The sequence below is a fragment of the Kingella negevensis genome, from assembly GCF_030177895.1.
In the GTDB taxonomy this organism is placed as follows: Bacteria; Pseudomonadota; Gammaproteobacteria; order Burkholderiales; family Neisseriaceae; genus Kingella_C; species Kingella_C negevensis.
In genome coordinates this window covers 1262796-1287746 of record NZ_CP123448.1, presented here as the reverse complement: position 1 = coordinate 1287746, position 24951 = coordinate 1262796, and the positions used below count along the sequence as shown (strand labels likewise).

At 41.8% G+C, this 24951-nt stretch carries 31 protein-coding genes, 2 tRNA genes and 1 pseudogene; 19 read left to right on the top strand and 15 right to left on the bottom strand.

Going from position 1 to position 24951, the window contains the following annotated elements:
• Positions 1 to 139 precede the first annotated feature (139 nt).
• Positions 140 to 1543 (bottom strand): hexose-6-phosphate:phosphate antiporter UhpT, encoded by a 1404-nt coding sequence (uhpT, locus tag QEO93_RS07150; RefSeq protein WP_032136962.1) that lies wholly within the window; start codon positions 1541 to 1543, stop codon positions 140 to 142.
• A gap of 236 nt (positions 1544 to 1779) precedes the next feature.
• On the opposite strand from uhpT, the gene trxA reads away from it, so the two are divergent.
• Entirely contained in the window at positions 1780 to 2109 is a 330-nt protein-coding gene (gene trxA / locus QEO93_RS07145; RefSeq protein ID WP_032136963.1) for a thioredoxin TrxA, read from the top strand.
• An 80-nt stretch (positions 2110 to 2189) separates the two neighbouring features.
• Here the strand turns inward: trxA and QEO93_RS07140 are convergent, their stop codons facing one another.
• From QEO93_RS07140 to QEO93_RS07110, 7 genes are all read right to left on the bottom strand, one after another.
• Positions 2190 to 2744 (bottom strand): toxin-antitoxin system YwqK family antitoxin, encoded by a 555-nt coding sequence (locus QEO93_RS07140; protein WP_052368701.1) that lies wholly within the window; start codon positions 2742 to 2744, stop codon positions 2190 to 2192.
• 58 nt (positions 2745 to 2802) lie between these two features.
• A tRNA-Asp gene (locus QEO93_RS07135) sits at positions 2803 to 2879 on the bottom strand.
• Between the two features lie 34 nt (positions 2880 to 2913).
• A tRNA-Val gene (locus tag QEO93_RS07130) sits at positions 2914 to 2989 on the bottom strand.
• Between the two features lie 131 nt (positions 2990 to 3120).
• A complete protein-coding gene (locus QEO93_RS07125) occupies positions 3121 to 3510 on the bottom strand; it encodes a DUF1304 domain-containing protein (protein ID WP_032136964.1) in 390 nt (129 codons plus the stop codon).
• A gap of 2 nt (positions 3511 to 3512) precedes the next feature.
• Positions 3513 to 4112, bottom strand: coding sequence for a GTP cyclohydrolase II (gene ribA / locus QEO93_RS07120; protein WP_032136965.1), 600 nt, complete (start codon positions 4110 to 4112; stop codon positions 3513 to 3515).
• 105 nt (positions 4113 to 4217) lie between these two features.
• The gene (locus QEO93_RS07115) at positions 4218 to 4841 is read right to left on the bottom strand and encodes a hypothetical protein (RefSeq protein WP_032136966.1); all 624 of its coding nucleotides are present in this window, start codon (positions 4839 to 4841) and stop codon (positions 4218 to 4220) included.
• 61 nt (positions 4842 to 4902) lie between these two features.
• The gene (locus tag QEO93_RS07110; protein WP_032136967.1) at positions 4903 to 5772 is read right to left on the bottom strand and encodes a prephenate dehydrogenase; all 870 of its coding nucleotides are present in this window, start codon (positions 5770 to 5772) and stop codon (positions 4903 to 4905) included.
• Positions 5773 to 5923: 151 nt separating this feature from the next.
• Here QEO93_RS07110 and QEO93_RS11680 point away from each other — a divergent pair, with 151 nt between their 5' ends.
• The gene (locus QEO93_RS11680) at positions 5924 to 6121 is read left to right on the top strand and encodes a type II toxin-antitoxin system RelE/ParE family toxin (RefSeq protein WP_143445770.1); all 198 of its coding nucleotides are present in this window, start codon (positions 5924 to 5926) and stop codon (positions 6119 to 6121) included.
• Between the two features lie 36 nt (positions 6122 to 6157).
• Here QEO93_RS11680 and QEO93_RS07105 read toward each other — a convergent pair whose 3' ends face one another.
• A complete protein-coding gene (locus QEO93_RS07105; RefSeq protein ID WP_085815405.1) occupies positions 6158 to 6862 on the bottom strand; it encodes an IS1 family transposase in 705 nt (234 codons plus the stop codon).
• A gap of 262 nt (positions 6863 to 7124) precedes the next feature.
• Positions 7125 to 7865, bottom strand: coding sequence for a DsbC family protein (locus tag QEO93_RS07100; protein ID WP_245190672.1), 741 nt, complete (start codon positions 7863 to 7865; stop codon positions 7125 to 7127).
• 245 nt (positions 7866 to 8110) lie between these two features.
• Here QEO93_RS07100 and QEO93_RS07095 point away from each other — a divergent pair, with 245 nt between their 5' ends.
• Positions 8111 to 8902 (top strand): 3'-5' exonuclease, encoded by a 792-nt coding sequence (locus QEO93_RS07095; protein WP_032137710.1) that lies wholly within the window; start codon positions 8111 to 8113, stop codon positions 8900 to 8902.
• Positions 8903 to 9050: 148 nt separating this feature from the next.
• Here the strand turns inward: QEO93_RS07095 and QEO93_RS07090 are convergent, their stop codons facing one another.
• Together QEO93_RS07090 and QEO93_RS11675 are read right to left on the bottom strand one after the other, a co-directional pair.
• Positions 9051 to 9200, bottom strand: a complete 150-nt coding sequence (locus tag QEO93_RS07090) for a hypothetical protein (protein WP_245190670.1) — start codon at positions 9198 to 9200, stop codon at positions 9051 to 9053.
• 212 nt (positions 9201 to 9412) lie between these two features.
• Complete coding sequence (locus QEO93_RS11675; protein WP_167331717.1) at positions 9413 to 9604, bottom strand: type II toxin-antitoxin system RelE/ParE family toxin; 192 nt, start codon at positions 9602 to 9604, stop codon at positions 9413 to 9415.
• On the opposite strand from QEO93_RS11675, the gene QEO93_RS07085 reads away from it, so the two are divergent.
• From QEO93_RS07085 to QEO93_RS07015, 15 genes and pseudogenes are all read left to right on the top strand, one after another.
• The gene (locus QEO93_RS07085; RefSeq protein WP_085815418.1) at positions 9593 to 10297 is read left to right on the top strand and encodes an IS1 family transposase; all 705 of its coding nucleotides are present in this window, start codon (positions 9593 to 9595) and stop codon (positions 10295 to 10297) included. The genes QEO93_RS11675 and QEO93_RS07085 overlap by 12 nt on opposite strands.
• 110 nt (positions 10298 to 10407) lie before the next feature.
• Complete coding sequence (locus tag QEO93_RS07080) at positions 10408 to 11112, top strand: IS1 family transposase (protein ID WP_085815684.1); 705 nt, start codon at positions 10408 to 10410, stop codon at positions 11110 to 11112.
• Between the two features lie 168 nt (positions 11113 to 11280).
• Positions 11281 to 15789 carry a hemagglutinin repeat-containing protein gene (locus QEO93_RS07075; RefSeq protein WP_085815679.1) on the top strand — a complete coding sequence of 1503 codons (4509 nt, stop codon included), beginning with the start codon at positions 11281 to 11283 and terminating at the stop codon, positions 15787 to 15789.
• Complete coding sequence (locus QEO93_RS07070) at positions 15786 to 16157, top strand: hypothetical protein (RefSeq protein ID WP_032136315.1); 372 nt, start codon at positions 15786 to 15788, stop codon at positions 16155 to 16157. Before QEO93_RS07075 ends, QEO93_RS07070 begins: the two co-directional genes overlap by 4 nt.
• Before the next feature lie 251 nt (positions 16158 to 16408).
• Positions 16409 to 16918, top strand: coding sequence for a hypothetical protein (locus QEO93_RS07065; protein ID WP_245190607.1), 510 nt, complete (start codon positions 16409 to 16411; stop codon positions 16916 to 16918).
• Positions 16915 to 17274 carry an immunity 8 family protein gene (locus tag QEO93_RS07060; protein ID WP_032136316.1) on the top strand — a complete coding sequence of 120 codons (360 nt, stop codon included), beginning with the start codon at positions 16915 to 16917 and terminating at the stop codon, positions 17272 to 17274. Before QEO93_RS07065 ends, QEO93_RS07060 begins: the two co-directional genes overlap by 4 nt.
• A 201-nt stretch (positions 17275 to 17475) precedes the next feature.
• Complete coding sequence (locus tag QEO93_RS07055) at positions 17476 to 17706, top strand: hypothetical protein (protein WP_245832189.1); 231 nt, start codon at positions 17476 to 17478, stop codon at positions 17704 to 17706.
• Positions 17706 to 18050 (top strand): hypothetical protein, encoded by a 345-nt coding sequence (locus QEO93_RS07050; protein ID WP_016686797.1) that lies wholly within the window; start codon positions 17706 to 17708, stop codon positions 18048 to 18050. The genes QEO93_RS07055 and QEO93_RS07050 overlap by 1 nt, the downstream gene beginning before the upstream one ends.
• A gap of 118 nt (positions 18051 to 18168) precedes the next feature.
• A complete protein-coding gene (locus QEO93_RS07045; RefSeq protein ID WP_032136318.1) occupies positions 18169 to 19305 on the top strand; it encodes a VENN motif pre-toxin domain-containing protein in 1137 nt (378 codons plus the stop codon).
• Positions 19277 to 19696, top strand: a complete 420-nt coding sequence (locus tag QEO93_RS07040) for a hypothetical protein (RefSeq protein ID WP_052368614.1) — start codon at positions 19277 to 19279, stop codon at positions 19694 to 19696. The genes QEO93_RS07045 and QEO93_RS07040 overlap by 29 nt, the downstream gene beginning before the upstream one ends.
• Positions 19697 to 19898: 202 nt before the next feature.
• A pseudogene (locus QEO93_RS07035) lies at positions 19899 to 20009 on the top strand (IS1/IS1595 family N-terminal zinc-binding domain-containing protein); the annotation flags it as partial.
• 73 nt (positions 20010 to 20082) lie between these two features.
• Positions 20083 to 20838, top strand: coding sequence for an IS5 family transposase (locus QEO93_RS07030; RefSeq protein WP_085815416.1), 756 nt, complete (start codon positions 20083 to 20085; stop codon positions 20836 to 20838).
• 57 nt (positions 20839 to 20895) lie between these two features.
• The gene (locus QEO93_RS07025) at positions 20896 to 21522 is read left to right on the top strand and encodes a hypothetical protein (protein WP_032136324.1); all 627 of its coding nucleotides are present in this window, start codon (positions 20896 to 20898) and stop codon (positions 21520 to 21522) included.
• 50 nt (positions 21523 to 21572) lie between these two features.
• Complete coding sequence (locus QEO93_RS07020) at positions 21573 to 21839, top strand: hypothetical protein (RefSeq protein WP_032136323.1); 267 nt, start codon at positions 21573 to 21575, stop codon at positions 21837 to 21839.
• 448 nt (positions 21840 to 22287) lie between these two features.
• The gene (locus QEO93_RS07015; RefSeq protein WP_032136322.1) at positions 22288 to 22782 is read left to right on the top strand and encodes a hypothetical protein; all 495 of its coding nucleotides are present in this window, start codon (positions 22288 to 22290) and stop codon (positions 22780 to 22782) included.
• A 141-nt stretch (positions 22783 to 22923) separates the two neighbouring features.
• Here QEO93_RS07015 and QEO93_RS07010 read toward each other — a convergent pair whose 3' ends face one another.
• Complete coding sequence (locus QEO93_RS07010; protein ID WP_085815416.1) at positions 22924 to 23679, bottom strand: IS5 family transposase; 756 nt, start codon at positions 23677 to 23679, stop codon at positions 22924 to 22926.
• 88 nt (positions 23680 to 23767) lie between these two features.
• Between QEO93_RS07010 and QEO93_RS07005 the strand changes: the two genes are divergently transcribed.
• A complete protein-coding gene (locus QEO93_RS07005) occupies positions 23768 to 23965 on the top strand; it encodes a hypothetical protein (protein WP_032136847.1) in 198 nt (65 codons plus the stop codon).
• Here QEO93_RS07005 and QEO93_RS07000 read toward each other — a convergent pair.
• Positions 23941 to 24381 carry a hypothetical protein gene (locus tag QEO93_RS07000; protein WP_032136848.1) on the bottom strand — a complete coding sequence of 147 codons (441 nt, stop codon included), beginning with the start codon at positions 24379 to 24381 and terminating at the stop codon, positions 23941 to 23943. The genes QEO93_RS07005 and QEO93_RS07000 overlap by 25 nt on opposite strands.
• Before the next feature lie 15 nt (positions 24382 to 24396).
• On the bottom strand, positions 24397 to 24843 hold the full coding sequence (locus tag QEO93_RS06995) for a GatB/YqeY domain-containing protein (protein ID WP_032136849.1): 447 nt from the start codon (positions 24841 to 24843) through the stop codon (positions 24397 to 24399).
• Positions 24844 to 24951: the final 108 nt, after the last annotated feature.

Genomic DNA, 24951 nt, shown 5'->3' with positions numbered 1-24951 from the left:
TTAAATTTGTTTTCAGGCTGCGTTTTGGTATACGACAGAATTTTTTGTTATGTACTGGAAATTTGAATGAATTATATAGTGAAATAGGCATGAAAAACCCACGCTGTTTTCCAACGTGGGTTTTATTTTTCAGGCTGCATCAAGATTTTTGTTGAGCCAATTTAGCGTTTACTTCACGAATGCGTTTTTCTTCACCGAAAGCAACAATGGTCAATAACACGATACCTAAAACCAATGCGGCATAGAACACGGTAAATACGTCTTGCCAACCGTGCAATACATGACCGAACACTTCCAAGCCATTTTTCTTAGGGTCTGCAATTGCAGCCACGCCGACTTTAGCCATTGAGTCGCCAAACAGATAACCGAATGTGCCAGTCATGCCGTTAGCAACAGAAATACCTTTTTTCGGTACGAAGCCAACCAATGAAATACCAATCAACAGTTGTGGGCCAAAAATCAAAGCGCCTAACAAGAACAATGAAGCGTTTACCATGAATACGCTGGTTGCGTGGCGGTACATATAAACTGCACCGAAAATCGCTAACAAGCAACCCACTGCAACCGCAGCACGGCGACCATTTGCTTTATCAGAGATGTAGCCCCAGCTCATACTTGCCAACACAGCACCAAACTCAAAATAAGCGATGGTGTTTACTGCATCTGATTTGCTGAAGTGCAAGGCTTCGGTTACGTATAATGGTGCCCAGTTATCAATACCAATGCGGACGATGTAAACGAATACGTTAGCAAAACACAGCATCCAAATCCAAGGGTTAGTCAGCACGAATTTTTTAAATGCTGGCCACATTGGCATTTCGTCTGCTTCTTTGTTTTCTTCTTCAACAGGTTCTTCAAAAATTTCTTCGCAGCGATTCCAGCCTAATTCTTCAGGGTCGTCTTTACCGATGAATAAAGTAACGATGCCGACAATCAAAGCAATCACAGCAGGGAAAATAAACATACCGTACACATTGCCATTAAACAGCAAGTTTGCACCCCACAAAGCCAAACCACCTGCCAATGCACCACCAATGTTGTGCGACATATTCCAGAAGCCTAAATAGCGACCACGTTCTTGACGAGGTGCCCAGCGAGAAATCGTAGAATAAGAAGCAGGACCACCAGCAGATTGGAGCACGCCACTTAAGCCCCACAGAGCCATCAATAAGCCGATTGGTGTGCCTGTGCTACTGAACAAGATACCCATAATCAAAACGCAGATGGAAGAACCAATCAGCATGCAAGAAACGGATTTTTTCGTGTTTTTATCACTGATGTAGTAACCAACGGCGGTTTTACCTAAGCCGTATGTGATGCTGAATGCCAAGCCAATCACACCTAATTCTGTGGTGGAGAAGCCCAGTTGCTCTTTCATCATTGGCTGAGCGGCTTTGAAGTTATTGCGGATTAAATACATACACATGTATGTAATAAATACCACCAAAAACGCTTTCAAAAACTCACGTAGCCACATTCGGCGTTGTTCTGAAATCGGAATACCTTTGTTCGGTATCTTGTTGATAGATAAAAAGTTAGCCATTTTGTGAAGCCTCTTCTTTGTTGAAATGAGTTGTAATTTTACTCCCTAATAAAAAGTAATGTAAAAAGAAATTTACATATGGTTTTCAATCTCATAAGTAGAAAGAACTAGTGAAACAATAGATTAGCAATTCTAAAGATATGAAAAAACTATTAAATGTAAAGAAGTCTTGAAATATTCCCAGTAAAGCCTTATCTTACGCGCACTATTAACTCTAACAGTAAAAGGAATACGCCATGAGCGAAAAAGTAGTACACGTTACAGACACAACATTTGAAGCAGAAGTATTGAATTCATCACTGCCAGTGGTATTGGATTTCTGGGCACCATGGTGCGGCCCTTGCAAAATGATTGCTCCAGTTTTGGACCAATTGGCTGAAGAAATGGACGGTAAAGTAAAAATCGCTAAAATCAATGTTGATGATAACCAAGCGATTCCAGCACAATTTGGTGTACGCGGCATTCCCACTTTAATCGTGTTTAAAGATGGTAAAAGCGTCGCGACTAAAGTAGGTGCTTTGGCAAAAAATCAATTGGAAGCATTTATCAACGCGTCAATCGCGTAATATACAAAACGCAGCCTGAAAAAGTTTTTCAGGCTGCGTTTTTATTGCTATGTAGGGTGTGTCACGCGCACCATTTTTAACTATTCATTCAGTAAATGACCATTCTCGTCCCAGCTACGAATGGAGATGATTTCATCATTTTGATAGGTGCGTTCCGTGCGGCGATGCCCAGAATCATACCATTCTGTCATCACGCCTGTGCGTTTGCCGTTTGGGTAATCCAGTTCCGAAGTTAAATTGCCGTTTTCGTCCCAAGAAAGCGCGTGGGTGATGGCACCATGTTCCATTTCTGTTTCCGATTGCAGCGCACCATTGCGAAACCACGTTTTAACTGTGCCGTGTTCCACATCATTCACAAAATGTTTTTCACTGCGGCGTTGCCCGTTGTTGTACCAAGCTGTTCCCGTGCCTTTGATTTTGCCGTTGTCGTAAAACAATTCTTCGGATTTTTGCCCATTGGGAAACCAGCGCGTCCAAGTGCCGTCTGGCACGCCGTTTTTAAATGCGCCACTGATTTTTTTATTACCGTTATCGTAAAACTTTAGGATTTCACCGTCTGGATAATTGGCAAATGAAGCCTGAAAACTGATAAGCAAGCTGAAGAATAGGGTAATGCGTGAGAATAAAGATTTCATATTTATTTCCTGAATACGCAATTAACCGCACCTTCCGAAAAAGGTGCGGTTTAAAAATTGGCGCGGTGGACGGGGCTCGAACCCGCGACCACTGGCGTGACAGGCCAGTACTCTAACCAACTGAGCTACCACCGCGCAGGTTGCTTAATAAATCAAACAGCCAAAAAAATGGTGGGTGATGACGGAGTCGAACCGCCGACATTCTGCTTGTAAGGCAGACGCTCTACCAACTGAGCTAATCACCCATTCTGTTTCGCGTTATCTACGAAAGACGTTATTAAACCAAATTTTGTTTTTTCTGGCAAGTGTTTTGTTGTGATTATTTTGTAACTATTTAAAATTTATCGAAAAATAGTTTTCAGGGTGCCTGAAAAAATCACATAAATGCGAGGAAGAGTAAGCCTAAAAATGCTGGCCCCGCTTGAATTAGAGCGGCGCGACGTTTATCTGGGGCGGTTGCGGCTAAGTAACTGCCTGCTGCGGTGGCGGTGAGCAATGCAGTAAACAGCAAGCCGTTTGCCATGCCGTATAAGTAAACGGTGTTGGCGGCGGTGTGTAGCAAAATGCCTAAAGTGGCAGAAAGAGCTAGGGCAAGGTTATACACGCCCAAATTATTGAAATAGGGTTTCACTTGCAGCAGTTCATGCGCTGGAATGCGGAAGACTTGGCGGAATTTGTCTGTGCCGAATGCGGGAACTTCTAAAAAGAAGATGTAGAAGTGAGTGAGGGCGGTAATGGTGGCAAGGATAAGCGTGAGGATTAACATGTTTAGTCTTTCATCATGTGGTTGAGTTTTTCGGCTTTGGTGTCGAGGTACTTTTGGTTCTCGGGATTGATGCCGACGTGCAACGGTAGGCGTTCAGCAATATTGATGCCGCTTTGTCGCATGGTTTCTAGTTTTTTGGGGTTGTTGGTGAGTAATCGCACGGATTGTACGCCTAAATGGTCGTAAATGTGTTTGGCGATGGTGAAATCGCGTGCGTCCACAGGCAAACCGAGGGCGAGATTGGCTTCTACGGTGTCCATGCCTTGGTCTTGCAGGGCGTAGGCACGGATTTTGTTGAGCAAGCCGATACCGCGTCCTTCTTGGCGAAGGTACACAATCACGCCGCGCCCTGCTTGTTGGACAGCTTTCATGGCGGCTTCTAGCTGTGGACCGCAGTCGCATTTTTGTGAGAATAATGCGTCGCCTGTTAAGCATTCTGAGTGTATGCGGGACAACACGGGTTCGCTGCCTGAAATGTCGCCCATAACGAGGGCAATGTGTTCTTGCCCTGTTCGTGAGTCTTCAAAGCCGTGCATTTGGAAAACGCCGTATTCTGTGGGTAGACGGCAGGCGGTGATGTATTTAATGGGATTTTGGTTCATTGTGTTTGTCTTTTAAATGGTTTTGGCAGCCTGAAAATGGGGTTTCAGGCTGCCTGAAAGGGATTGGCTTATTTTAACGCAAAATTTTGTTTTTCAGGCTGCGTTTTATGCTTCGTCTTCTGCTGTTTCTTGTGGCAAAAGTTGGCTCAACACGGGCAATACGCCCAACGCTAATCCTACCCAATCGGCAATTTCGTTTTCAGGCTGCATTTTGGCGGTTTCAATGTGCAATACGCCGTAAACGATGCCGTCTTCGCCTGCAATGGGTAAGCTGATTTGGCTGACGGCGCGGCGGTTGTGTTCGCCTTTGAGTTCGTCGATTTCCAACCAGCGAGCCACATCTTCGGCGATGTTTGCCCAGCCTGAATTGACGGTACGTGCGGCGAGGTATTGCCATGCGTTGTCTTCGTTTACTGGGATAAGGGTTTCAATGGGTTTGCCTGTTTGGGCGAGGCGGATAAGTTGGTTGCTTTCAGGCTGCCAACCGTATATCACGGCAGTTTGGGCTTTTTGGCGTGTGTTGGTGGAATCGAGTGCCATGAAAAGCTGTTTGAGGGCTTTGGTTTGGCTGGCGATTTCTTGGGGGAGTTGGTCGTGCAGTATCACGCGGTTTTCAATGTGGGCGCGTCCGTTTTGGAGAACGGTTTGGGCGGCGGCGCGTGATATGGCAACTTCGTCTTGGTTGAGTTTGAGGGCTTGGGTTTGTAGATAGTCTTTGATTTGGTTCATGGTTTCGTTTTCCGTTTTTCAGGCTGCATGATATGGGGGTGTTGGCGTGGAATATCAAGGTTTAATGCGTTTCGCCCCATTCTTCGCGCACTTGTTTGGCAGCCTGAAAATAATCCCACAGGGCTTGGGCGTTGTCGTTTTTCAGGCTGCGTTCCAAATAGTCTAATTGCTGTTTTTGCGCGGCAATGAGTTGCAGCAAACTATCGCGGTTGACTAGGGCGATGTCGCGCCACATATCGGGGCTGCTGGCGGCGATGCGCGTGAAGTCGCGAAAGCCGCTGCCTGCGAAGCCTAAGTAACGTGCGCCGTTGGGGTCGTCTAGCATTTGGTGAACGTAGGCGAACGCGAGCAAATGGGGGAAGTGGGACACGGCAGCGAAGATTTGGTCGTGTTCTTGTGCGGTCATTTGGTGGACGTTTGCGCCGACGGTTTGCCAGAGTTCGGCTATGGTTTTCAGGCTGCGTGTGTCTTGTTGCTCGTGTGGGCAGAGAATGAGTTTTTTGTTTTGGTATAAGCCGAATTGGGCGGCTAGTGCGCCGCTGCGGTCTGAGCCTGCTATTGGGTGGGCGGCGACACATTGGGGGTAGTGTTTCGGTAGGTGTTGTTTGAACGCGGCTAGGGCGGATTGTTTGGTGCTGCCTACGTCGCTGATGATGATGTTTTCTGGCAGCATGGGAGCGAGGGTGGCGCAGATTTTGGGCAGGGTGGCGACGGGCGTGGCGATGAGTACAAGGTCGCTGTGTTGCACGGATTCGGGGGTAATTTGGGTGTGGGCGATGTCTATCACGCGGCGTTCGATGGCGCGTTCTAGGTTGGTGGGGTCTAGGTCGATGCCGATGATGGTTTGGATGCGCTTTTGGCGTTTGAGGTCTAGCACAAATGAGCCGCCGATTAAGCCGACGCCGATTAGGGTGATTTGGTTTAGGGTCATGGGGGTGAAGTGAGTGATTTTGTGGGGTTATTATAGTTTGAAAGGCCGCCTGAAAAAATGTGAAATTTTAATTTGTATAAAATTTTATACATAAATTTATTTATGATTGGGGCTTATGATGAATGGAAATTAATAAAAAAGATTTGTCTGGATGGGTAATACTCAGGATATAGGAAAATCATTTCCAGATAGTATAAAAGTAAAATTTGGTCATGATGTGTACCTAATACAACATGGACAAAAACCAAAGAATTTCAAAACGATGTGCAATTTAGGTTCTGGTATCTTGGGACTTCGGCAATCTGATGAGACAGGCACATATCGTATAGTTTTATGTTACAAAGTTTAAAAATAAGGGTGGTGTCCTGAAAAGTGTGCTGTAAAACTAAACAATGCCAAAATGAATATCAAAGAAAGCCAAATCAAAAACTTTCTTGTGATAAAACATACTTTTAGAAAAGCAACACGTTTTTCTAAACGCTCGCCTTACTTTGTGCCGTAAACGACAGTTATTACCCTCAATGCCAACTGTGTGTTGCTTACCAACTAGATGCCATTCTTCATTTGAAAAGACATTTAAAAATGCAGCCCAGTCGTCGGTCGCAATTCTGTCATAGGTTACACGCAACTCTTTCAAACGCCGTTTGAGTGCTCGCGCTGTTGCTAAATCGCGCTTACCCCAAACGTAAGCGACAATTTCGCCACTTTCTCTGTGATAGGCATAGACTAGCCACACTTTATTAGACTTGTTACCGACAAATGTCCAAAACTCGTCTATTTCAAGTGTAGAGTAATGTTTTTGTTTAGGAAATGGCTCAAACTCATGGCGTTTTAAGGCAGCCTGAACTTTGTCTTTGCTGTAACCCGTAATTGCTGCAATATCGCGAATGCCACAACCTCTAACGGTCATTCTCCAAACCTGTTCATCAGCTTTGGAATGACAACCCTTATAGGTAAGGTTATGGTCGCCAATAAAATTACGGCAGCAATCTTTACAAAAATACTTTTGTTTACGATTGCCAGAGTAGCCATTTTTCTTTATATTTTGTCCTTGGCAGCGAGGACATTTCAGAGTTATTTGTATTTTCACACATTCAATAATACTCTGTTTTCGCTGCTTTTTTATTGCTTATTTTTTACAGCACACTTTTCAGGACACCACCGATTGTTTTTGCTCGCTTTTGCTTAAAAGGTATCAAAGGTGGTTTTAGCACTTCATTTCGCTAAAAGTTGCGCCAGTTGTGGCTTTCCGCAGAGTTAACGCTGTTTTTTGCTGGGTATCAAAGTAGTCACTACCCCATATTTAAAACAAAAATGCAGCCTGAAACATTTCTTTCAGGCTGCATTCCCTATTATTTCTGATTCGCTTTCAAAACCTCAACCAGTTGCTCAGTAGGCAAATAACCGCTTTGCGTTCGACCATTCGGGAACACCAGCGTAGGCGTACCATTGAAACCAAAGCCCTCGCCCAGTTCCATTGTTTCCTGAACGTGATGATTATTGCACTCAGCCACTTTCGGCGGCATTTTGCCCTCACGCATCCAAGCTACCCACGCTTGAGTTGGGTTTGGCTGACACATAATTTGAACTGCCTTGCGCTCCGAATCAGGGTGCAGTGATGTAATCGGCATCATAAAGTTATAAATCGTAACGTCCGTCATCTGCGCAAATTCATGTTCCAAGCGTTTGCAGAACGGGCAATCAGGGTCAGAGAACACCGCCACTTGCAATTTACCATTGCCGCGCACTTCCTTAATAGCATATTGGAACGGCAACGCACTGTAATCAATCGCATTCAACACCGCCTTGCGCTCTTCCGTTAAGCTGCGACCCTCTTTCGTTTCAATCAAATCGCCCACCAACATATAATTGCCTGTCGCGTCCGTGTACGCAATCTGCTTACCGTTTGCCACAATTTCATACAACCCAGCAATCGGCGTACTGCTCACACTTTGGATTTTTAACTTTTGGTCAGCATAACGCGTTTCCAAGTTAGACGTAATCGCCTTCGTCACATCAGCAGGCACATCTTTACCCACTTCCGCCTTAGCTGCAGGTTTAGTAGCCTCCGCTTTCGGCTCACTCGCCGCCATTTTCTCCGTGCCAGCCACCGCCAAATTTTGTTTGCAGCCTGAAAACACAGTCGTCATCGCCAAAGCCAAAAAAACAGTACGAAATTTCATGTAGAACTTACCCAATTCAAAAAATTAAAACGCATAATATACCCAAATAAACAAACAAATAACAATCAAATTTGCACAAATTATCATCAAAAAATCTTTTCACGCAGCCTGAAACCGTGCCACAATTTCAATTTCACATTTTCAGGCAGCCACACATGACCCCCATTCTCGTATTTGACATTGAAACCATACCCGACACCCAATCCATTCGCGTATTAGAACAACTGCCAAGCACCCTCAGCGAAGCCGAAGTTGCCGAATACGCCTTTCAACAACGCCGAGCCAAAACAGGCAGCGACTTCATGCCACACCATTTGCAACGCGTATTAGCTATTTCCTGCTGCCTACGCTGGGGCGACAAAGTTCACATCGGCACACTCGGCAAGACTAACAGCAGCGAAGCCGAAATCATCGCCGAATTTTTCAAACTGATAGACAAATATACACCGCAACTCGTGAGCTGGAACGGCGGCGGTTTTGACCTGCCCGTGCTGCACTATCGCGCACTCGTTCACGGCATTCAGGCAGCCCGTTATTGGGACATGGGCGACGGCGATTTCCGTGACAGCCGCGATTTCAAATACAACAACTACATCAACCGCTATCACAACCGCCACTGCGATTTAATGGACTTGCTCGCCATATATACAGGACGCGCCAACGCTCCATTGGACGACCTTGCCAAAATGTGTGGTTTCCCCGGTAAACTCGGCATGGACGGCAGCCAAGTTTGGCAAGCATTCCAAGACGGCAAAGTACAAGAAATCCGCGATTACTGCGAAACCGATGTCGCCAACACTTATCTCGTGTTCCAACGCTACCGCCTGATGAGCGGCGCAATCACACGCGAAGAATACGAAAGCGAAGTGGAAAAATTGTACGAGTATTTGTTTACTTTGTCTGAAGAAAAAGAACACTGGGGCGCGTTTTTGGACGCTTGGGAATAAATGGCAGGGTGTGCCACACGCACCAAACATCACGCAGCCTGAAAACTCATTTTTCAGGCTGCATTTCTTATTTCACTTCAATCTGTACAGTTTCCCCAGCTTTAACCAACATACCAATTAGCGTATCCACTGTAAACTTACCAATTTTTTAATTCACCACATCAGAAATACGCAGACGACTCACGCCCAAGATTTCTGCTGCTTCTTCTTGCTTTAGCTTATTTTCTTTAATCCAATCGCCCACACTTTGCGACAACATTAATTTGGTTTCAAGTAATAATTGGCTTTCGGCCTTCAATTTTTCTGCCTTTTGTGGCTCAAATCTCAAAAAATATTACTGTCAGCAGGTGTTATATGGCGAATTTTAGTATCAATCATAATTAAGATATTCCAAAGGACTATCTGAGTCTTTAATCATTTAAATAGTTGTTTAATTACTTTTCACTATTTAATTATAAAATCGTTCTTCGATTATTTTTATCAATTTAATAAGAAAATATATTTGATTTATCAAAATTTTTTAACTTCAGAATACCGTTTTCTAATTATTTCAGTATCCTTTTTCGAAGTTCTCCGCGTCTTCTTCTTAAATGCGTGTAAGCAATAAATCTTATTTTGGTAGTGTCCTGAAAAATGTGCTGTAAAAAATAAGCAATAAAAAAGCAGCGAAAACAGAGTATTATTGAATGTGTGAAAATACAAATAACTCTGAAATGTCCTCGCTGCCAAGGACAAAATATAAAGAAAAATGGCTACTCTGGCAATCGTAAACAAAAATATTTTTGCAAAGATTGTTGTCGTAATTTTATTGGCGACCATAACCTTACCTATAAGGGTTGTCATTCCAAAGCTGATGAACAGGTTTGGAGAATGACCGTTAGAGGTTGTGGTATTCGCGATATTGCAGCAATTACGGGTTACAGCAAAGACAAGGTTCAGGCTGCTTTAAAACGCCATGAGTTTGAGCCATTTCCTAAACAAAAACATTACTCTACACTTGAAATAGACGAGTTTTGGACATTTGTCGGTAACAAGTCTAATAAAGTGTGGCTAGTCTATGCCTATCACAGAGAAAGTGGCGAAATTGTCGCTTACGTTTGGGGTAAGCACGATTTAGCAACAGCGCGAGCACTCAAACAGCGTTTAAAAGAATTACGCATAACTTACGACAGAATGGCGACCGACGACTGGGCTGCATTTTTAAATGTCTTTTCAAATGAAGAATGGCATCTAGTTGGTAAGCAACACACAGTTGGCATTGAGGGTAATAACTGTCGTTTACGGCACAAAGTAAGGCGAGCGTTTAGAAAAACGTGTTGCTTTTCTAAAAGTATGTTTTATCACAAGAAAGTTTTTGATTTAGCTTTCTTTGATATTCACTTTGGCATTGTTTAGTTTTACAGCACACTTTTCAGGACACCACCTAGCTGTTGGTGGTGTCCTGAAAAGTGTGCTGTAAAAAATAAGCAATAAAAAAGCAGCGAAAACAGAGTATATTTGAGTGTGTGAAAACAGAAATAACTCTAATTTGTCCTCGCTGCCAAGGACAAAATATAAAGAAAAATGGCTACTCTGGCAATCGTAAACAAAAGTATTTTTGTAAAGATTGCTGCCGTAATTTTATTGGCGACCATAACCTTACCTATAAGGGTTGTCATTCCAAAGCTGATGAACAGGTTTGGAGAATGACCGTTAGAGGTTGTGGCATTCGCGATATTGCAGCAATTACGGGTTACAGCAAAGACAAAGTTCAGGCTGCCTTAAAACGCCATGAGTTTGAGCCATTTCCTAAACAAAAACATTACTCTACACTTGAAATAGACGAGTTTTGGACATTTGTCGGTAACAAGTCTAATAAAGTATGGCTAGTCTATGCCTATCACAGAGAAAGTGGCGAAATTGTCGCTTACGTTTGGGGTAAGCACGATTTAGCAACAGCGCGAGCACTCAAACGGCGTTTGAAAGAGTTGCGTGTAACCTATGACAGAATTGCGACCGACGACTGGGCTGCATTTTTAAATGTCTTTTCAAATGAAGAATGGCATCTAGTTGGTAAGCAACACACAGTTGGCATTGAGGGTAATAACTGTCGTTTACGGCACAAAGTAAGGCGAGCGTTTAGAAAAACGTGTTGTTTTTCTAAAAGTATGTTTTATCACAAGAAAGTTTTTGATTTAGCTTTCTTTGATATTCACTTTGGCATTGTTTAGTTTTACAGCACACTTTTCAGGACACCACCAAAATGTTTTAAGAAGTAGGGGTGGTATAAACGTAGAAAACGGCAACGGCGCACAGAGGTAGATTACCGAGACTATAACCAAACACAATCAGCAACCTACAATCTCAATGTTGCATGGGTAGAAGAGCACGTATCTAATTTGCCTACTCAATTAGGCAATCCAGCAGATGTTACGGGTTTGGTAGCTCCATCTATTCATGGAGCACAACGAAATCAGCAATCAACAGTTGTTTTACCCAACAGCAGCCTATACACCACCCAACCCAATCACCCCGACTACCTTGTAGAAACCGACCCAGCCTTTACCAACTACCGCCAATGGCTAGGTGGCGATTACTTGTTAGCTGCCTTTAACCCAACGAACAAGTACAAACGCCTAGGCGATGGTTACTACGAGCAAAAACTGGTCAATGAACAAATCGCCCGTTTAACGGGCTATCGCCGTTTGGATGGCTATAACAACGATGAAGACCAGTTGAAAGCCTTAATGGACGCAGGCATCACCTTTGCCCGCAGCCAACAACTGGTGCCGGGTGTCGCACTCAGTGCCACACAAGTGGCGCAATTAACCAGCGACATTGTTTGGTTGGAGAACCAAACCGTTACCTTGAAAGACGGCAGCCAACAAACCGTACTCGTGCCCAAAGTGTATGTGGTGGCGCGTAAAGGGGATTTGAATAGCACAGGCAGCCTGATTAGTGCCAATGTGTTGCAATTGAGTGTTGACGACCTTCGCAATGGTGGCACCATTGCGGGGCGTAAGGTGGTGGATTTGCGTGCGCAAAATATTGAACACAGCGGGCAAATCCGTGGTGAAAAAGTCTGGCTAGAAGCGAAAAACCAAATCAATCTGCAAGGTGGCGACATTGCCGCAGGCAAGCTATTGAGTTTGACTGCCGACCAAATCAATGCGAGTAGCACCACTGCGACATCGGGCGACAAACAAAACGGCAACACAGTCGTTGATAAAGTGGCGCGCTTATCCGTGGGCGAGGATGGCAGCGAAGGCGGCATACTCAGCATTCAATCCAAACACGACACTCAGCTCAATGGCGCAGTGGTGCGCAATACCAGTCAAGGCGGTAAAACCCAAATCATCTCCGAACAGGGCAATGTGGATTTGGGCACGGTTGCCACGGAACGCCACGAGAGCTATGGCAGCCTGAATGATAAAAACCACCGTCATGTCCATCAAACCGCCGAAGTGGGCACTGACATTCAAAGCCAAGGCGATTTGCTGGTTAAAGCGGGCAATGACATCAAAATCCGTCAAGGGAATTTAGACAGTGAAAAAGGGCTTACTGCGCTGCAAGCAGGGCACGACATCCAAATCAGCGAAGGCAGAAGCACATTGGATTTGGATGAATCGGTGTACACCACATCCAAAAAATTGCTGTCCAAAAGCAACCAGCTAGATACCTACCAACGGCAACATGATGAAGCGCAGGGCAGCAGTGTAACAGGCAAACTGGTTTACATGGACGCAGGACACGACCTGAATATCGTGGGCAGCGATATTGTTTCCGAACAAAAAGCCCAGCTACACGCAGGACATAATGCGCAACTGACGACAGCGCAAAGCTATTACAACGACCGAGAATCCCATCAAACGAAAAAATCAGGATTGATGGGAACCGGTGGTATTGGCTTTACCATTGGCAGCAAACAAGACCAATTCACGCAAACCTCACAAGTGGTGCAGCAGGTTGGTAGTACAGCAGGCAGCCTGAATGGTGATGCGCTTATTACCGCAGGCAATCAGTACAGCCAAATCGGCAGCACCGTTTCTACGCCCAAAGGGCGCATTACCGTTGATGCCGCCAAAATCAACATCGCCGATGCCAAAAACATCCAAATCGGCGAGAGTGAATACGTTCATCAACAAAAAGGGCTCACCATTGCGCTGAGCACACCGATTACCAATTTAGCGCAACAAGCGATTGATACCGCCAAAAATGCCAAACAAGTGGGGCAAAGCAAAAATGCCCGCGTTAATGCTATGGCAGCCGCCAATACTGCCATGCAAGCCTTTCAAACAGGTCAGGCTGCCAACAAAATCCAAAGTGGCGAAACCAGCCCAACCACCGTCGGTGTTTCTATCACCTATGGAGAGCAGAAAAACCGCCAAACCCGCAACAGCTACCATACAGAAAGCCAAGCCAGCCAAATCCTATCAGGCGTAGGTCCTGCTGTATTGAGTGCGACAGGTCAAGGCAAAGACTCTCAAATCAACATCACAGGTTCTGATGTCATCGGTAAGGGCGGTACCGCCCTTTACGCCGATGGCGCAATCAATCTACAAACTGCCCAAAACACCCACTCCGAGCATAGCCGCAACACGAGCAAAGGCTGGAATGCAGGGGTGAGTGTGAACTTTAACGGCGGCTCACCCTCATTCGGCTTTACCGCAGGCGGCAATAAAGGCAAAGGCTATACCGATGGTGAGCAAACCACCTACCGCCACAGCCATGTCGGCAGTGCAGGCAGTCCTACCGTCATTATGAGCGGTGGAGATACCAACATCAAAGGCGCACAAGTAACAGGCAAAGGCATCACCGTACGCGCTGCCAATCTCAACATAGAAAGCCTACAAGACACCGCCGACTACCACAGCCGCCAACAGAATATCAAAGGGCAAGTAACCGTAGGCTATGGCGCATCCGCATCAGGCGATTACAGCCAAAGCAAAATCAACGCCGAACACCGCAGCGTCAGCGAACAAAGCGGACTGTTTGCAGGCGAAGACGGCTTTGATGTCCAAGTAGGCGGGCATACCCAGCTAACAGGCGGCATCATTACCTCCGCCCAAAGCGCAGAAGCACAAGGCAAAAACCGATTCATCACAGGGACACTGACGACAAGCGACATCAAAAACCACAGCCGATACGAAGGCGAAAGTTTCGGCATTGGCGCAAGTGCGTCCATAAGCGGTAAAACACTGGGGCAAGGAGAACAAAACCATCCGCAAGAAAGTCACTTAAAAACCGTAGCCGATAAAAACGGTACAAGTTCATCTATTGGTTATGGCAATGACAGCGACAGTCAAAGCAGCATCACAAAAAGCGGCATCAACACCCAAAATATCCGCATTACAGATGAAGACAAACAAATCCAACTGACGGGCAAAACGGCACAGGAGACCAAAGCCGACATATACACAAACACAACCAGCGAAACCACGCAACAACATTCAGGCAGCCTGAAGAACGTGTTTGATAAAGAAGCAGTGCAAAGCGAGCTGGATTTACAGGTTCAAGTAACAAAAGAATTTGGTACAGTTGCGCCTAATCTTGTTGCAAATGCATCTGAAAAATTAGGCAATGTTTCAGAATATGAAACCATTGCACTCATTAAAGCAGATGCAGAAAGAACACTTGCTCAAACAAGTGATAAAGCTGAACGCACAAAACTTGTACAAATTATCCAACAAGCAGATGAATATTTAACTGCCAATAAAACCGCTTATGAAACATGGAAAGAAGGCGGCATAGGACGAGCTTTGTTGCAATCAGGCGTTGGTGGGCTGATGACAGGTAATGCAAGTGGTGCATTGGCTGGCGGCACAACATCATTGGCTGCTCCCTATTTAAATGAAGCCGAAGAAAAACTTGGTATAGTAGGAGGAGGGGTATTAAACACAGTTGGAGGCGCAGCGATAGGTTATGTAGTGGGCGGTAATGTTGGTTCTGCTGTGGTGGGTGCAAATGTAGATTGGCATAATCGGCAGTTGCATCCGAGTGAATATAAATTAGCAGAACAATATGCAGATATAGTGGCTTCCCGTCTGAAAATTTCAAGAGAAGAAGCACTTGGGCGAATTATTCGGCATATGCAACGAACCGTAGATTACGCAACAGCTAAAGCGGATAATTTCCGTACTGATGACGCCATTATTTCAATTTTAGGAGCAAACAATTTACCCAAGCAAGATCAACATTACACTAATCCGAACTACAACAAACAATACATTCAAAATTATGTTCGTGATTTCAATTTAGCCAATCAATACAATTATTTTGGGAAAACGCCTACTCAATTAAGGGATTATAAAGTTGGAGTTGTTGTAGATATTGGTAAGGCTGCATTAAATAGCGGTATAAATGCAGTTGAATCAACTGTGAATTTAGCTACTGGAGAGATAGATCCAAATTCATGGGCTTATGTACACATGGGGCGTATAGGTTATACACATCCTGAATATGGGAATGCTCTAGAAAATACAATGACACTTGGTGTCGCAGCGGTTACCGCTGGGCGTGCTGGAACACAAGTAAGAGTGAGAAATATACAACAAACTAAACTTGTTGAAGAGTTAACAGCTAATGGTATCAAGTTTAATCCGAATAATGTAGTTGCTATTACTAAAACAACAGACGGGAAAATTGTTTGGTTAGAAACAGGAAATTCAAGGGCTGGACTAAACCATATTATAGAAAGGCACAGACAGGAATTTTTGAAAAAGGGAATATCTGAATCTGAAATTCCTAATTATTTAATGACTGCAGTTAAAAATGGACAAATTGTAGGTATGCAACGCACAAGACCTATATATGAATTCACCTATAACGGCACAAAACACCGTGTGGCTATTGATATAGGCAATAATGGGTTTATTGTTGGTGCTAATCCAAAAGGAGTAGTTAAATGAAAAAAATAAGATTGTTACTTGAATTTCACTGTTTCCCAGTATGGTTCTATGACGAAAATGATGAAATTATTGAAAACGATTGGTGTGAAAAATTATTACCACGAGAAATTTTATCAGACAATCATCTGAAAGAATTGTGCATTTGGCTAGCAGATGAATTTGATAAATTATATTGTGATGAAATAGGTAATTTCGATTATGAAAAGTTACAAGATGAATTTTCGTTTCAAACAAAGGAAAATGAACAAGAGTTCATTGATAAATTAACAGAATTCAGGACGAAATTCACACAAAAATGTTTTGGTTTTTGTGAGTTACAAGATGATTTACCGAAAATTAAAAACGGTAAAATTGTTTCTTGGCAGTGAGCGTAGCGTGCGCAACTTGTTGCCCACGCTACACAACCACAACCCTTAACCTCTTTTTCAGGCTGCTCATCAATCATCAATATCTTTCCTATTTTTGATATAAACATAATTTTGTATCAATGACCCAATGATTAAAATGAGCTCACAGGAAGCCAATAAATACTGTATATTCAGTCTTTTAATGCCTATCCAAGTGGACTCTAAAGTTAGGTTATACACATCCTGAATATGGGAATGCTCTAGAAAATACAATGACACTTGGTGTCGCTGCGGTTACCGCTGGGCGTGGGGTGAAAAGTGGGAATAAAGCAACAACAGAAAAAACAGTGCAAGTTACAACACCAGTAACTTCAAATGGAACGGCGAATATAGCGACTTATCCTAAACTAAAATCTGATTTAGTTCAGCAAAATTGGGATAATATTGCCAAACAAGACAGTCGATTAAATAGTGCTGTTAATGATTGGAAAAATATGCAACCAAATGGAAAAGGAGAAATTAATTTTGGTATTGGTTCTGCAAGTCATTCTGAAGCTGAAAGGCTTGGAAGAATTTGGGTTGGAGATGGAGCACGATTGGTCAATAATCCTTCGTGCAAGGGTTGTTTGATAAGTGCTGACGGAACTCGTTTATACCGACCGCCTACTACCAAAAAAAACACTCCAACACATCTTAATCCAACAGGAACGCAAGCGAATTTTGTTATTCGAGACCCAAATACAAGAACAACACTAACTAATGGACATTTGAATATAAAATGATTAACCTAGAATTGAAAGCCATCAATCTTTACGATTGTGCCTTTGAAGATTTCGTTCCCGAAATCAAAGACAATTTTTGTGTGGGAATTGATTTAGACATAGGAACTGATGATAGTGATGCTGCAGATATATTTTCTGTTCGCATATGCTCTCCTAAATGGATTTTGCATAATTGTTTCCAAAATCAAAGGGTTAAATGGGGAGTGGGTATGATGATTATGAATGAATTTAATCATTCTGTTATTAAATCGGAAATTGAGAAAATTCTTAAAGAATGTTCAAAAGAAACTTGGGAAAAGTCATTGACTTATTTACTTCGTTTTTTTTCGTGGGAATTTGAAGATTATCAGTGCTAATTAAATCAAAAACAGCGAAACCAAAACTTTTTCGCTGTTTTATTTTTCCATAAACTTTTCAAAATAATCTCGTGCGGTCGTTATTTTGGGTTTATCGAGATTAAGACAAACAAGTTTAATTATCTCTTTGGTAATGTTTCAAGTAACTCTCACAATGCAGCGAGGTCTTCTCAATTATCGCAGACAATGCAAAGACTTGGTGTGCCAAATAATGCTTATGGACACAATCTATTGACTGAACACTTCACAAGTGTTGCACAAAACAATAGCAATATAGTTAGAATTTTTTCTACACAATATGGAAATTTTGAAGTTAGAGAGTCGTTGTTTGCAAGTCCAAGTGGAAAGTTTGTAAAATTTGAAACCACATATCAAGTGTTGCCAAATGGAACAAGAGTGTTTAATACAGTAATTCCCAAAGGGGGACAATAATGTCTGAAAATATGTTACTTAACGCAGATGAGTTAATGTGGTTTTTTGAAAAAGAACCAGTAATTAGCGAAGATGAAAGTTGTGTTATTTTCAAATTAAATGACGGTATCAATAATTTTGAAATTGCCTTTGGATATGCTTTGCCGTATGTATCCATAAAAGTTTTTTCATCTATTGGAATGATTTGCTCATATTATTTAGAGCAAATTATTGAAATGAAAATAAAAAATGATGAGATAAGTGAATATCTTTATGTTGAATTAAAACAAAATAACGATGTTAGTAGTTTTAGCATAAGAATAAAACCACATATCCAAATAAACTTACAATCGCTTTGTAGCTAATAAGCAGTAGCGTGAGCAACTTTTTTGGCATTTACTGCAATAACATTCAGGCAGCCTGAAAAACGTGTTTGACAAAGATAGAGCCAGCGTAGCCTGTACAATTAACGCGAATTGTTAAATGGTAGCAAGCGTAGGGCGGGTACTCGTTGTCCATGCGGTATTAGGAGCAGCCGTTGCAGCAGCAGGGGACAATAACGCGCTTGCAGGAGCATTGAGTGCAGGTGGAGTGGAAGCAGCTGCGCCTTACATCAGTAAATGGTTATATGGCAAAGACAAAGGAAGCGACTTAACGGCAGAAGAGAAAGAAACTGTAACGGCGATTACGAACCTGTTAGGGACGGCTATGGGGGCAGCGGTCGGCAACAGCGCAACAGATGCAGCGCAAGGCAGCCTGAATACGCAAAGTGCGGTGGAGAATAACTGGTTATCTGCTAAACAGTTAATTGAAGTAGATAAAGCATATTTTGCATGTGATACTGATGAAATATGTAAACAAAGGGTAGTTGATGAGGCTAGAATCTTAAATCAAGCACAAGATACCCGTTTAACTTGGGCAAAATTTAAATGCACTACTTTTAGTTCTTGCGATGACCTAAATACTATGGATAAACAATGGGTTTATTCTATTGGTATAAATAATGTTGTTGTGGAGTTACGAAAACATTATCCAAATGCAACTCATCAGCAGTTAATGCAAGTTGCTCAAATGTATGCTGCCGAAGCTGATAGTAGTTATAATCAAGGGACTACTAGATTTATTACAGGTGCTTTGAATGATTCTCCTGCTTTTGGATTAGCTGCATTAGGATTAAAAACCACAGTTAAAGGAGGAATAAATACATTTTTAACAGGTCCAATGTATGGCTCAAAAGCTGCTCAACTTGGAGCTATTGGTAGTGAATCTAGTTTTATTAAAAACATTATTACATCACAAAAAATAGCACCTGATTTGATGATTAAGGGAGTACATTTCAATATAGGACAAATTGAATTAAAAGCCTTACCTAATCATGAAGGTGGAATTATTTTTAAACCTGTTTTTTCTTATTCTAATCCAAATGAAGTAGCGAAAGCCATTGCACAAGCAAACCAAGCCTTAAAAGATGAAAGGTTTAGGACTTTTTTAATAAAACATGCTGAGGCAGGAATACAAATGTCTAAACAAACTAATAATCCTAAAATTTTAGAATTCCAATTTTTGAAAGATGCTTTACAGAGGTCAAGCAATGAAAATATTAAACATAAAAATAGATGATATCTATCAATTTTTAAATGAGGGAAAAATTAAAAATACACTATTTATAAATTCTGATAAAGATAAAGTAATTAGTTTACTTGGAGAAGCTCCAAATTATTTACCACAAAAGAAGAATAATATAGAAATTATGGGATATGGAGCTTTAAATATTTATTTATACAATAATAAAGTTTTTTGTTTTAGCATAAATTATGTTCATAATTATTTAAATAATATTTTTTTTGAAAAGATAGATAAAGTAACAATTTTAAATTATATTAATTTAAATAAGATTACAATCAATAAAGTTGGTATGTTTGATGATATAGAATATTTTGAAATAGATAACAAAAAAATAAAAATAGGCTTTTTAAACGATATTCTAATTTTTATTTCAATTGGAATGTAGCATTGGTACACCTGATAGAATTAAGCATAATTGGGGATTGGTATTGCAGAAATTGGATCAGGCGTGCCAATAATGAACCTAATAGGAGGAAATAAGGTCGCCCCCATTTCTATAAATAAGAGGTAGTGTCCTGAAAAGTATGCTGCCTGAGAAAATGAAAAGGCAGCAAGAACGGAGTATATTTTGATGTGTAAAAACTGAAATAACTCTTTATTATCCTTGCTGCCAAGGCATAAATATACGCAAAAATGGCACAAAAAGCTACGGTAAGCAAAATTATCTTTGCAAAGATTGTCATAGACAATTTGTAGGGGCTATTGACAATTCAAAAAAAGAGGCAAAGGATTTAAGATATTGTTTCCATACAACCATCCTAAACCTTTGCCATGTCCCGAAACACGCTTACAAATGAAACATGGTCAAGACTGTTGCCTATTTTGAAACAGCTTGGCATTTATCGCAAGAAAAATTTACGCAAAACAGTAGAAGGTATCCTGTTTCGCTTACGTACAGGCTGCCAATGGGCTGATATACCTAGTTATTTTGGTAAAGCAAACAGCCTTTACCAAAGTTTCAATCGCTGGTCTAAACGCGGTATTTTTACCAAATTATTTAAACATTTGGCAGATACACCCGATATGGAATGGGTCTTTATGGACGGTAGTCATATCCGTGTTCATCAACACGGCATGGGTAAAAAATCCATTGTGCATCAAGCTGTCGGTAAGAGTATCGGAGGTCATACGTCTAAAATTCATTTAGCGGTTGATGCTTGTGGTAATCCAATTGAATTTATGATTACAGCTGGTAATGTAAATGAGATTGTTGTTGCGCCTGATTTATTGGCACAATTGGACTTAAGTGATAATGAAACCGTGTGTGCTGATAGGGGTTTTGACAGTGATACTTTTCGTCGGTTAATTCATTCTAAACAAAGTAAAGCCAATATTCCATATAAGAAAAATAGAGAACATCTTAATGTGGACACAGATTGGTATTTATATAAAATCAGGCACTTGGTAGAAAATGCTTTTGCACGATTAAAGCATTTTCGTGCGCTGGCAACACGGTACGATAAATTAAAACGTAATTATGAAAGTACCGTGTCATTAGCTTGTGCTTTGATTTGGTTGAAATTATAGCTAAAATGTCATTAGCCCCTAGGAGGCGCAGCGATTGGTGTGCTGACGGGTGGAAGCATGGGTGCGGCGGTTGCTGGGGCGAATGCGGATTGGTTTAATCGCCAGTTGCATCCTGATGAACGTAATTGGATACGCAATCATACGGCTGAATTTGCAGAATTGTTAGGTATAACCCCAGAAGAAGCAGAAAAACGCCTTGCACAGCAAGCAGCAAGACAAACTGATTTGCTTTGGATGCTAACGCTGGAAAAAGTAATAGATGAACCTGCGCAACAATTTTTAGCACAAGCTAAAAACCAATCCTTCGTTAATGAGAACAATAAAAAACAAACCTTTTTTACTACACAAGGCAAACAATTCTTACGTCCAGAATATTTTGCACATGAGGCAAATGGGGATATTGGGTTTTATCGTAAAAACTTAATTTCTAGAAACAATAGCGTTGTTACAACTGGGGCAAAACAATTAGCTCGCAAGTTTGGACAAAAGTTATTGAAGATGCTAAATCAGAATACGATAAGTTTAATCAAGGGCGTATGCGTTATCTTGAAAATGCTGCATCAGCATCGCTTAATACAGCAAAATCAGCTGGCGCATCTGCTGTTAAATCAACATGGAATTGTGTTGCTAATTTTAACAATTGCACAAGGGAGGCAGAGAAGCACGTTAGAGAACACTTTGTAGAAACAGGTAAGGCATTAGGTGCTGGATGGGGTTCGCTGACTGTAAATGATTTGAAATCCATTTACGGTCAAGATGTGCGCGGAGCACAAGCAGGGTTGTGGGCACTTCATGCTGCTGATGGTTTGGCATCAGCAACAGGGGCAGCCAAAGCTTTAAATTTATTGAAAAAAGGCAGTATCCATGCGCCTAATGCACATTTTAGTGGACCACCATCTGGTTCGAAACAGGCGATGGGAGGTTCGATTGGTTTCGTAGACAGAGAGGCAAAAAAACTCATGATATTCCCAAGCCATCTAACATACCTAAAAAACACTTAGAGCCTGGCTCCCCTGAACATAAACAAGCAAGATGGAAAGAGTATCAGGAAAATCCAAATAACAGTAAATGGGATTATGAGAGATGGTCAAAAGTCTATGATGCCAATATAACCAAGGCAAAACATGCCAATCATAGAAGAGATGCATATCATAAAGAAATTGGTTGGGGCGAAACAGAGCAAACGGTTCAGGTAAGAGTTAATGGCACTCTTTATACAAGAAGACATGATATTGCTGATATACCAAACAAAAAAGCGGTTGAACTAAAACGGGTAAACAATATCTTACCGAAGACATCCGCTGGGAATTAGCAAGAGATAGGCAGCTTGTAAAAGATGGTTGGAAAATTGAATGGGCATTTGAAGGTACTGCTTCAAAACCATTGGTCAATGCTTTGAAAGAAGCAGGAATATCAGTGAAATTTATTAACAAGAAATAGGAGCTCAATATGGCTAAAAAAGCAAAAGTAAAAGTAAAAGAAGAACCAACACTATCTGAACTTTGGCGAAGAGAGATAGCTTTTAAATGTTGGTTAAAAGACATTCCTAATATTCTAGATGGCTTTATCTCTAGGATGCCGAAAGAAGTTGCAGATAAACTGGATTTTTCGATGGAGTCGCTGGATGTTGTTGAAAAATACTTATTAGATAATTATGAAAATAACAAACAGATTATGTTTGAAGAACCATTTTATATCTTAGAAGGCTATGCTGTTTATGTTGGTGAGACTTTTAGAAAAATTATTGCTAGCCATGACCCACATATGTGCTGGCAATTAATGCTAGAAGAGGATAATGTATATTATAGCCTTCCTATTTTAGATGGTTATAATATTATAGACTGTCCATTAACCATGGTTACTGCTAGTTTAGATAGAAGAACTGGGATTTATATATCTTCAATACTGAACTCTGTTTTAGAAAGATATTCTCAATATAATTAAATAATTTCAGCAAGGCAGCCTGAAACATTTGCAAAATCTAAAACACAACAAGGAATAGCCAACCTTTCTATCATTCTCGCCAAAGAAGCAGGAATATCAGTGAAATTTATTAACAAGCAATAGGGGCTAATGACATTTTAGCTATAATTTCAACCAAATCAAAGCACAAGCTAATGACACGGTACTTTCATAATTACGTTTTAATTTATCGTACCGTGTTGCCAGCGCACGAAAATGCTTTAATCGTGCAAAAGCATTTTCTACCAAGTGCCTGATTTTATATAAATACCAATCTGTGTCCACATTAAGATGTTCTCTATTTTTCTTATATGGAATATTGGCTTTACTTTGTTTAGAATGAATTAACCGACGAAAAGTATCACTGTCAAAACCCCTATCAGCACACACGGTTTCATTATCACTTAAGTCCAATTGTGCCAATAAATCAGGCGCAACAACAATCTCATTTACATTACCAGCTGTAATCATAAATTCAATTGGATTACCACAAGCATCAACCGCTAAATGAATTTTAGACGTATGACCTCCGATACTCTTACCGACAGCTTGATGCACAATGGATTTTTTACCCATGCCGTGTTGATGAACACGGATATGACTACCGTCCATAAAGACCCATTCCATATCGGGTGTATCTGCCAAATGTTTAAATAATTTGGTAAAAATACCGCGTTTAGACCAGCGATTGAAACTTTGGTAAAGGCTGTTTGCTTTACCAAAATAACTAGGTATATCAGCCCATTGGCAGCCTGTACGTAAGCGAAACAGGATACCTTCTACTGTTTTGCGTAAATTTTTCTTGCGATAAATGCCAAGCTGTTTCAAAATGGGCAACAGTCTTGACCATGTTTCATTTGTAAGCGTGTTTCGGGACATGGCAAAGGTTTAGGATGGTTGTGTGGAAACAATATCTTAAATCCTTTGCCTCTTTTTTTGAATTGTCAATAGCCCCTAGGAGCTAAATATGGATAAAAAAGCAAAAGTAGAAGTAAAAAAAGAACCAACACTATCTGAACTTTGGCAAATTGTGGATAATAGCCCAGTTTCACAAAGTGGTTTTCAAGCGGTTGTACCGTTTGGGAAATTGATGTCCTTGTTACCTAAATCATTAAAGCACGGCATTCCTGCTTTTTATGTTTACTGTGTTTTAAACGCAGCCTGAAACTTCTGCGTCCCATCAACCGTCCACAGCACAATCCAATCATGCCGTTCAGCTGCGCAAATCGGCAAATACACCTTGTCTGCCAACCAAAGCCCATTCGCTTGGCGCACCAAATCAAAGCGGTTAAAGCCCATATCCATGCCCGTCATCTGAAATGACACGGAAATTTGCTGCACATTCGCAGGTACGTTTTCTGCCACAATCTGAAACGGCGTGTTGTGATTGCGCACACCTTGCAGCCTGAAAACAGCTTGTTGCAAAAACGGGCAACCTTGTTTTGCGACTTCACACGCAGCCTGAACACGCGCGGCAGGTTGCTGGGCTTGCTGCTGATTTTGCCAATGAACTGCCGCCCATTTCACGCCAGCAAATCCCAGCAAACAGGTGGCAATCAACCATTTTGGCTGAAATTTCATTTTTCAGGCTGCCAATTATGCGGTTAAAGCGGCTTTCAAGGCTTTGTTCACTTCGCCCATATCTGCTTTGCCAGCCAAACGGGTTTTCAACACGCCCATCACTTTGCCCATGTCGCCCATGCCTGCCGCGCCTGTTTCGGCAATGGCTTTGGCAACTTCTGCCGCAATTGCGTCCGCAGAGAGCATTTCTGGCAAATAGCATTGTAAGACGGCGACTTCGGCTAGTTCTTTTTCGGCTAAATCTTCGCGGTTAGCATCGGTGTAGATTTTTGCGCTGTCTTTGCGTTGCTTAATCATTTTCATGATGATGGCGGTAACTTTTTCATCGTCCACTTCGGCGCGGTTGTCCACTTCAAACTGCTTGATTTCGGTGTTAATCAGGCGGATTGTGGATAAAGTTACGCTGTCTTTGGCTTTCATGGCGGTTTTCATGTCGGCGGTTAATTGGGCTTTTAGAGTCATGATATTTTTTCCTGTTGTGATAAAAGAAGGAAATTCTACGCTGAAAACGGCGGTATTCCAAACACAAAAAACACCGTTTGTGAAAAACGGTGTTTTTGAAATGTGCCT

Coding starts and splice junctions, on each gene's coding strand:
- QEO93_RS07110 (WP_032136967.1), bottom strand. CDS start 5,772: ATGACCCTAAACCAAATCACCCTAATCGGCGTCGGCTTAATCGGCGGC.
- QEO93_RS07045 (WP_032136318.1), top strand. CDS start 18,169: ATGGTAGCAAGCGTAGGGCGGGTACTCGTTGTCCATGCGGTATTAGGA.
- QEO93_RS07015 (WP_032136322.1), top strand. CDS start 22,288: ATGGCTAAAAAAGCAAAAGTAAAAGTAAAAGAAGAACCAACACTATCT.
- QEO93_RS07040 (WP_052368614.1), top strand. CDS start 19,277: ATGAAAATATTAAACATAAAAATAGATGATATCTATCAATTTTTAAAT.
- QEO93_RS06995 (WP_032136849.1), bottom strand. CDS start 24,843: ATGACTCTAAAAGCCCAATTAACCGCCGACATGAAAACCGCCATGAAA.
- QEO93_RS07095 (WP_032137710.1), top strand. CDS start 8,111: ATGACCCCCATTCTCGTATTTGACATTGAAACCATACCCGACACCCAA.
- QEO93_RS07060 (WP_032136316.1), top strand. CDS start 16,915: ATGATTAACCTAGAATTGAAAGCCATCAATCTTTACGATTGTGCCTTT.
- QEO93_RS07100 (WP_245190672.1), bottom strand. CDS start 7,865: ATGGCGGCGAGTGAGCCGAAAGCGGAGGCTACTAAACCTGCAGCTAAG.
- QEO93_RS07125 (WP_032136964.1), bottom strand. CDS start 3,510: ATGTTAATCCTCACGCTTATCCTTGCCACCATTACCGCCCTCACTCAC.
- QEO93_RS07005 (WP_032136847.1), top strand. CDS start 23,768: ATGGATAAAAAAGCAAAAGTAGAAGTAAAAAAAGAACCAACACTATCT.
- QEO93_RS07065 (WP_245190607.1), top strand. CDS start 16,409: ATGACACTTGGTGTCGCTGCGGTTACCGCTGGGCGTGGGGTGAAAAGT.
- ribA (WP_032136965.1), bottom strand. CDS start 4,112: ATGAACCAAAATCCCATTAAATACATCACCGCCTGCCGTCTACCCACA.
- QEO93_RS11680 (WP_143445770.1), top strand. CDS start 5,924: ATGGGTAATACTCAGGATATAGGAAAATCATTTCCAGATAGTATAAAA.
- QEO93_RS07115 (WP_032136966.1), bottom strand. CDS start 4,841: ATGAACCAAATCAAAGACTATCTACAAACCCAAGCCCTCAAACTCAAC.
- QEO93_RS07070 (WP_032136315.1), top strand. CDS start 15,786: ATGAAAAAAATAAGATTGTTACTTGAATTTCACTGTTTCCCAGTATGG.
- QEO93_RS07010 (WP_085815416.1), bottom strand. CDS start 23,679: ATGTCCCGAAACACGCTTACAAATGAAACATGGTCAAGACTGTTGCCC.
- QEO93_RS07025 (WP_032136324.1), top strand. CDS start 20,896: ATGGGTGCGGCGGTTGCTGGGGCGAATGCGGATTGGTTTAATCGCCAG.
- uhpT (WP_032136962.1), bottom strand. CDS start 1,543: ATGGCTAACTTTTTATCTATCAACAAGATACCGAACAAAGGTATTCCG.
- QEO93_RS07050 (WP_016686797.1), top strand. CDS start 17,706: ATGTCTGAAAATATGTTACTTAACGCAGATGAGTTAATGTGGTTTTTT.
- QEO93_RS07000 (WP_032136848.1), bottom strand. CDS start 24,381: ATGAAATTTCAGCCAAAATGGTTGATTGCCACCTGTTTGCTGGGATTT.
- trxA (WP_032136963.1), top strand. CDS start 1,780: ATGAGCGAAAAAGTAGTACACGTTACAGACACAACATTTGAAGCAGAA.
- QEO93_RS07140 (WP_052368701.1), bottom strand. CDS start 2,744: ATGAAATCTTTATTCTCACGCATTACCCTATTCTTCAGCTTGCTTATC.
- QEO93_RS07030 (WP_085815416.1), top strand. CDS start 20,083: ATGTCCCGAAACACGCTTACAAATGAAACATGGTCAAGACTGTTGCCT.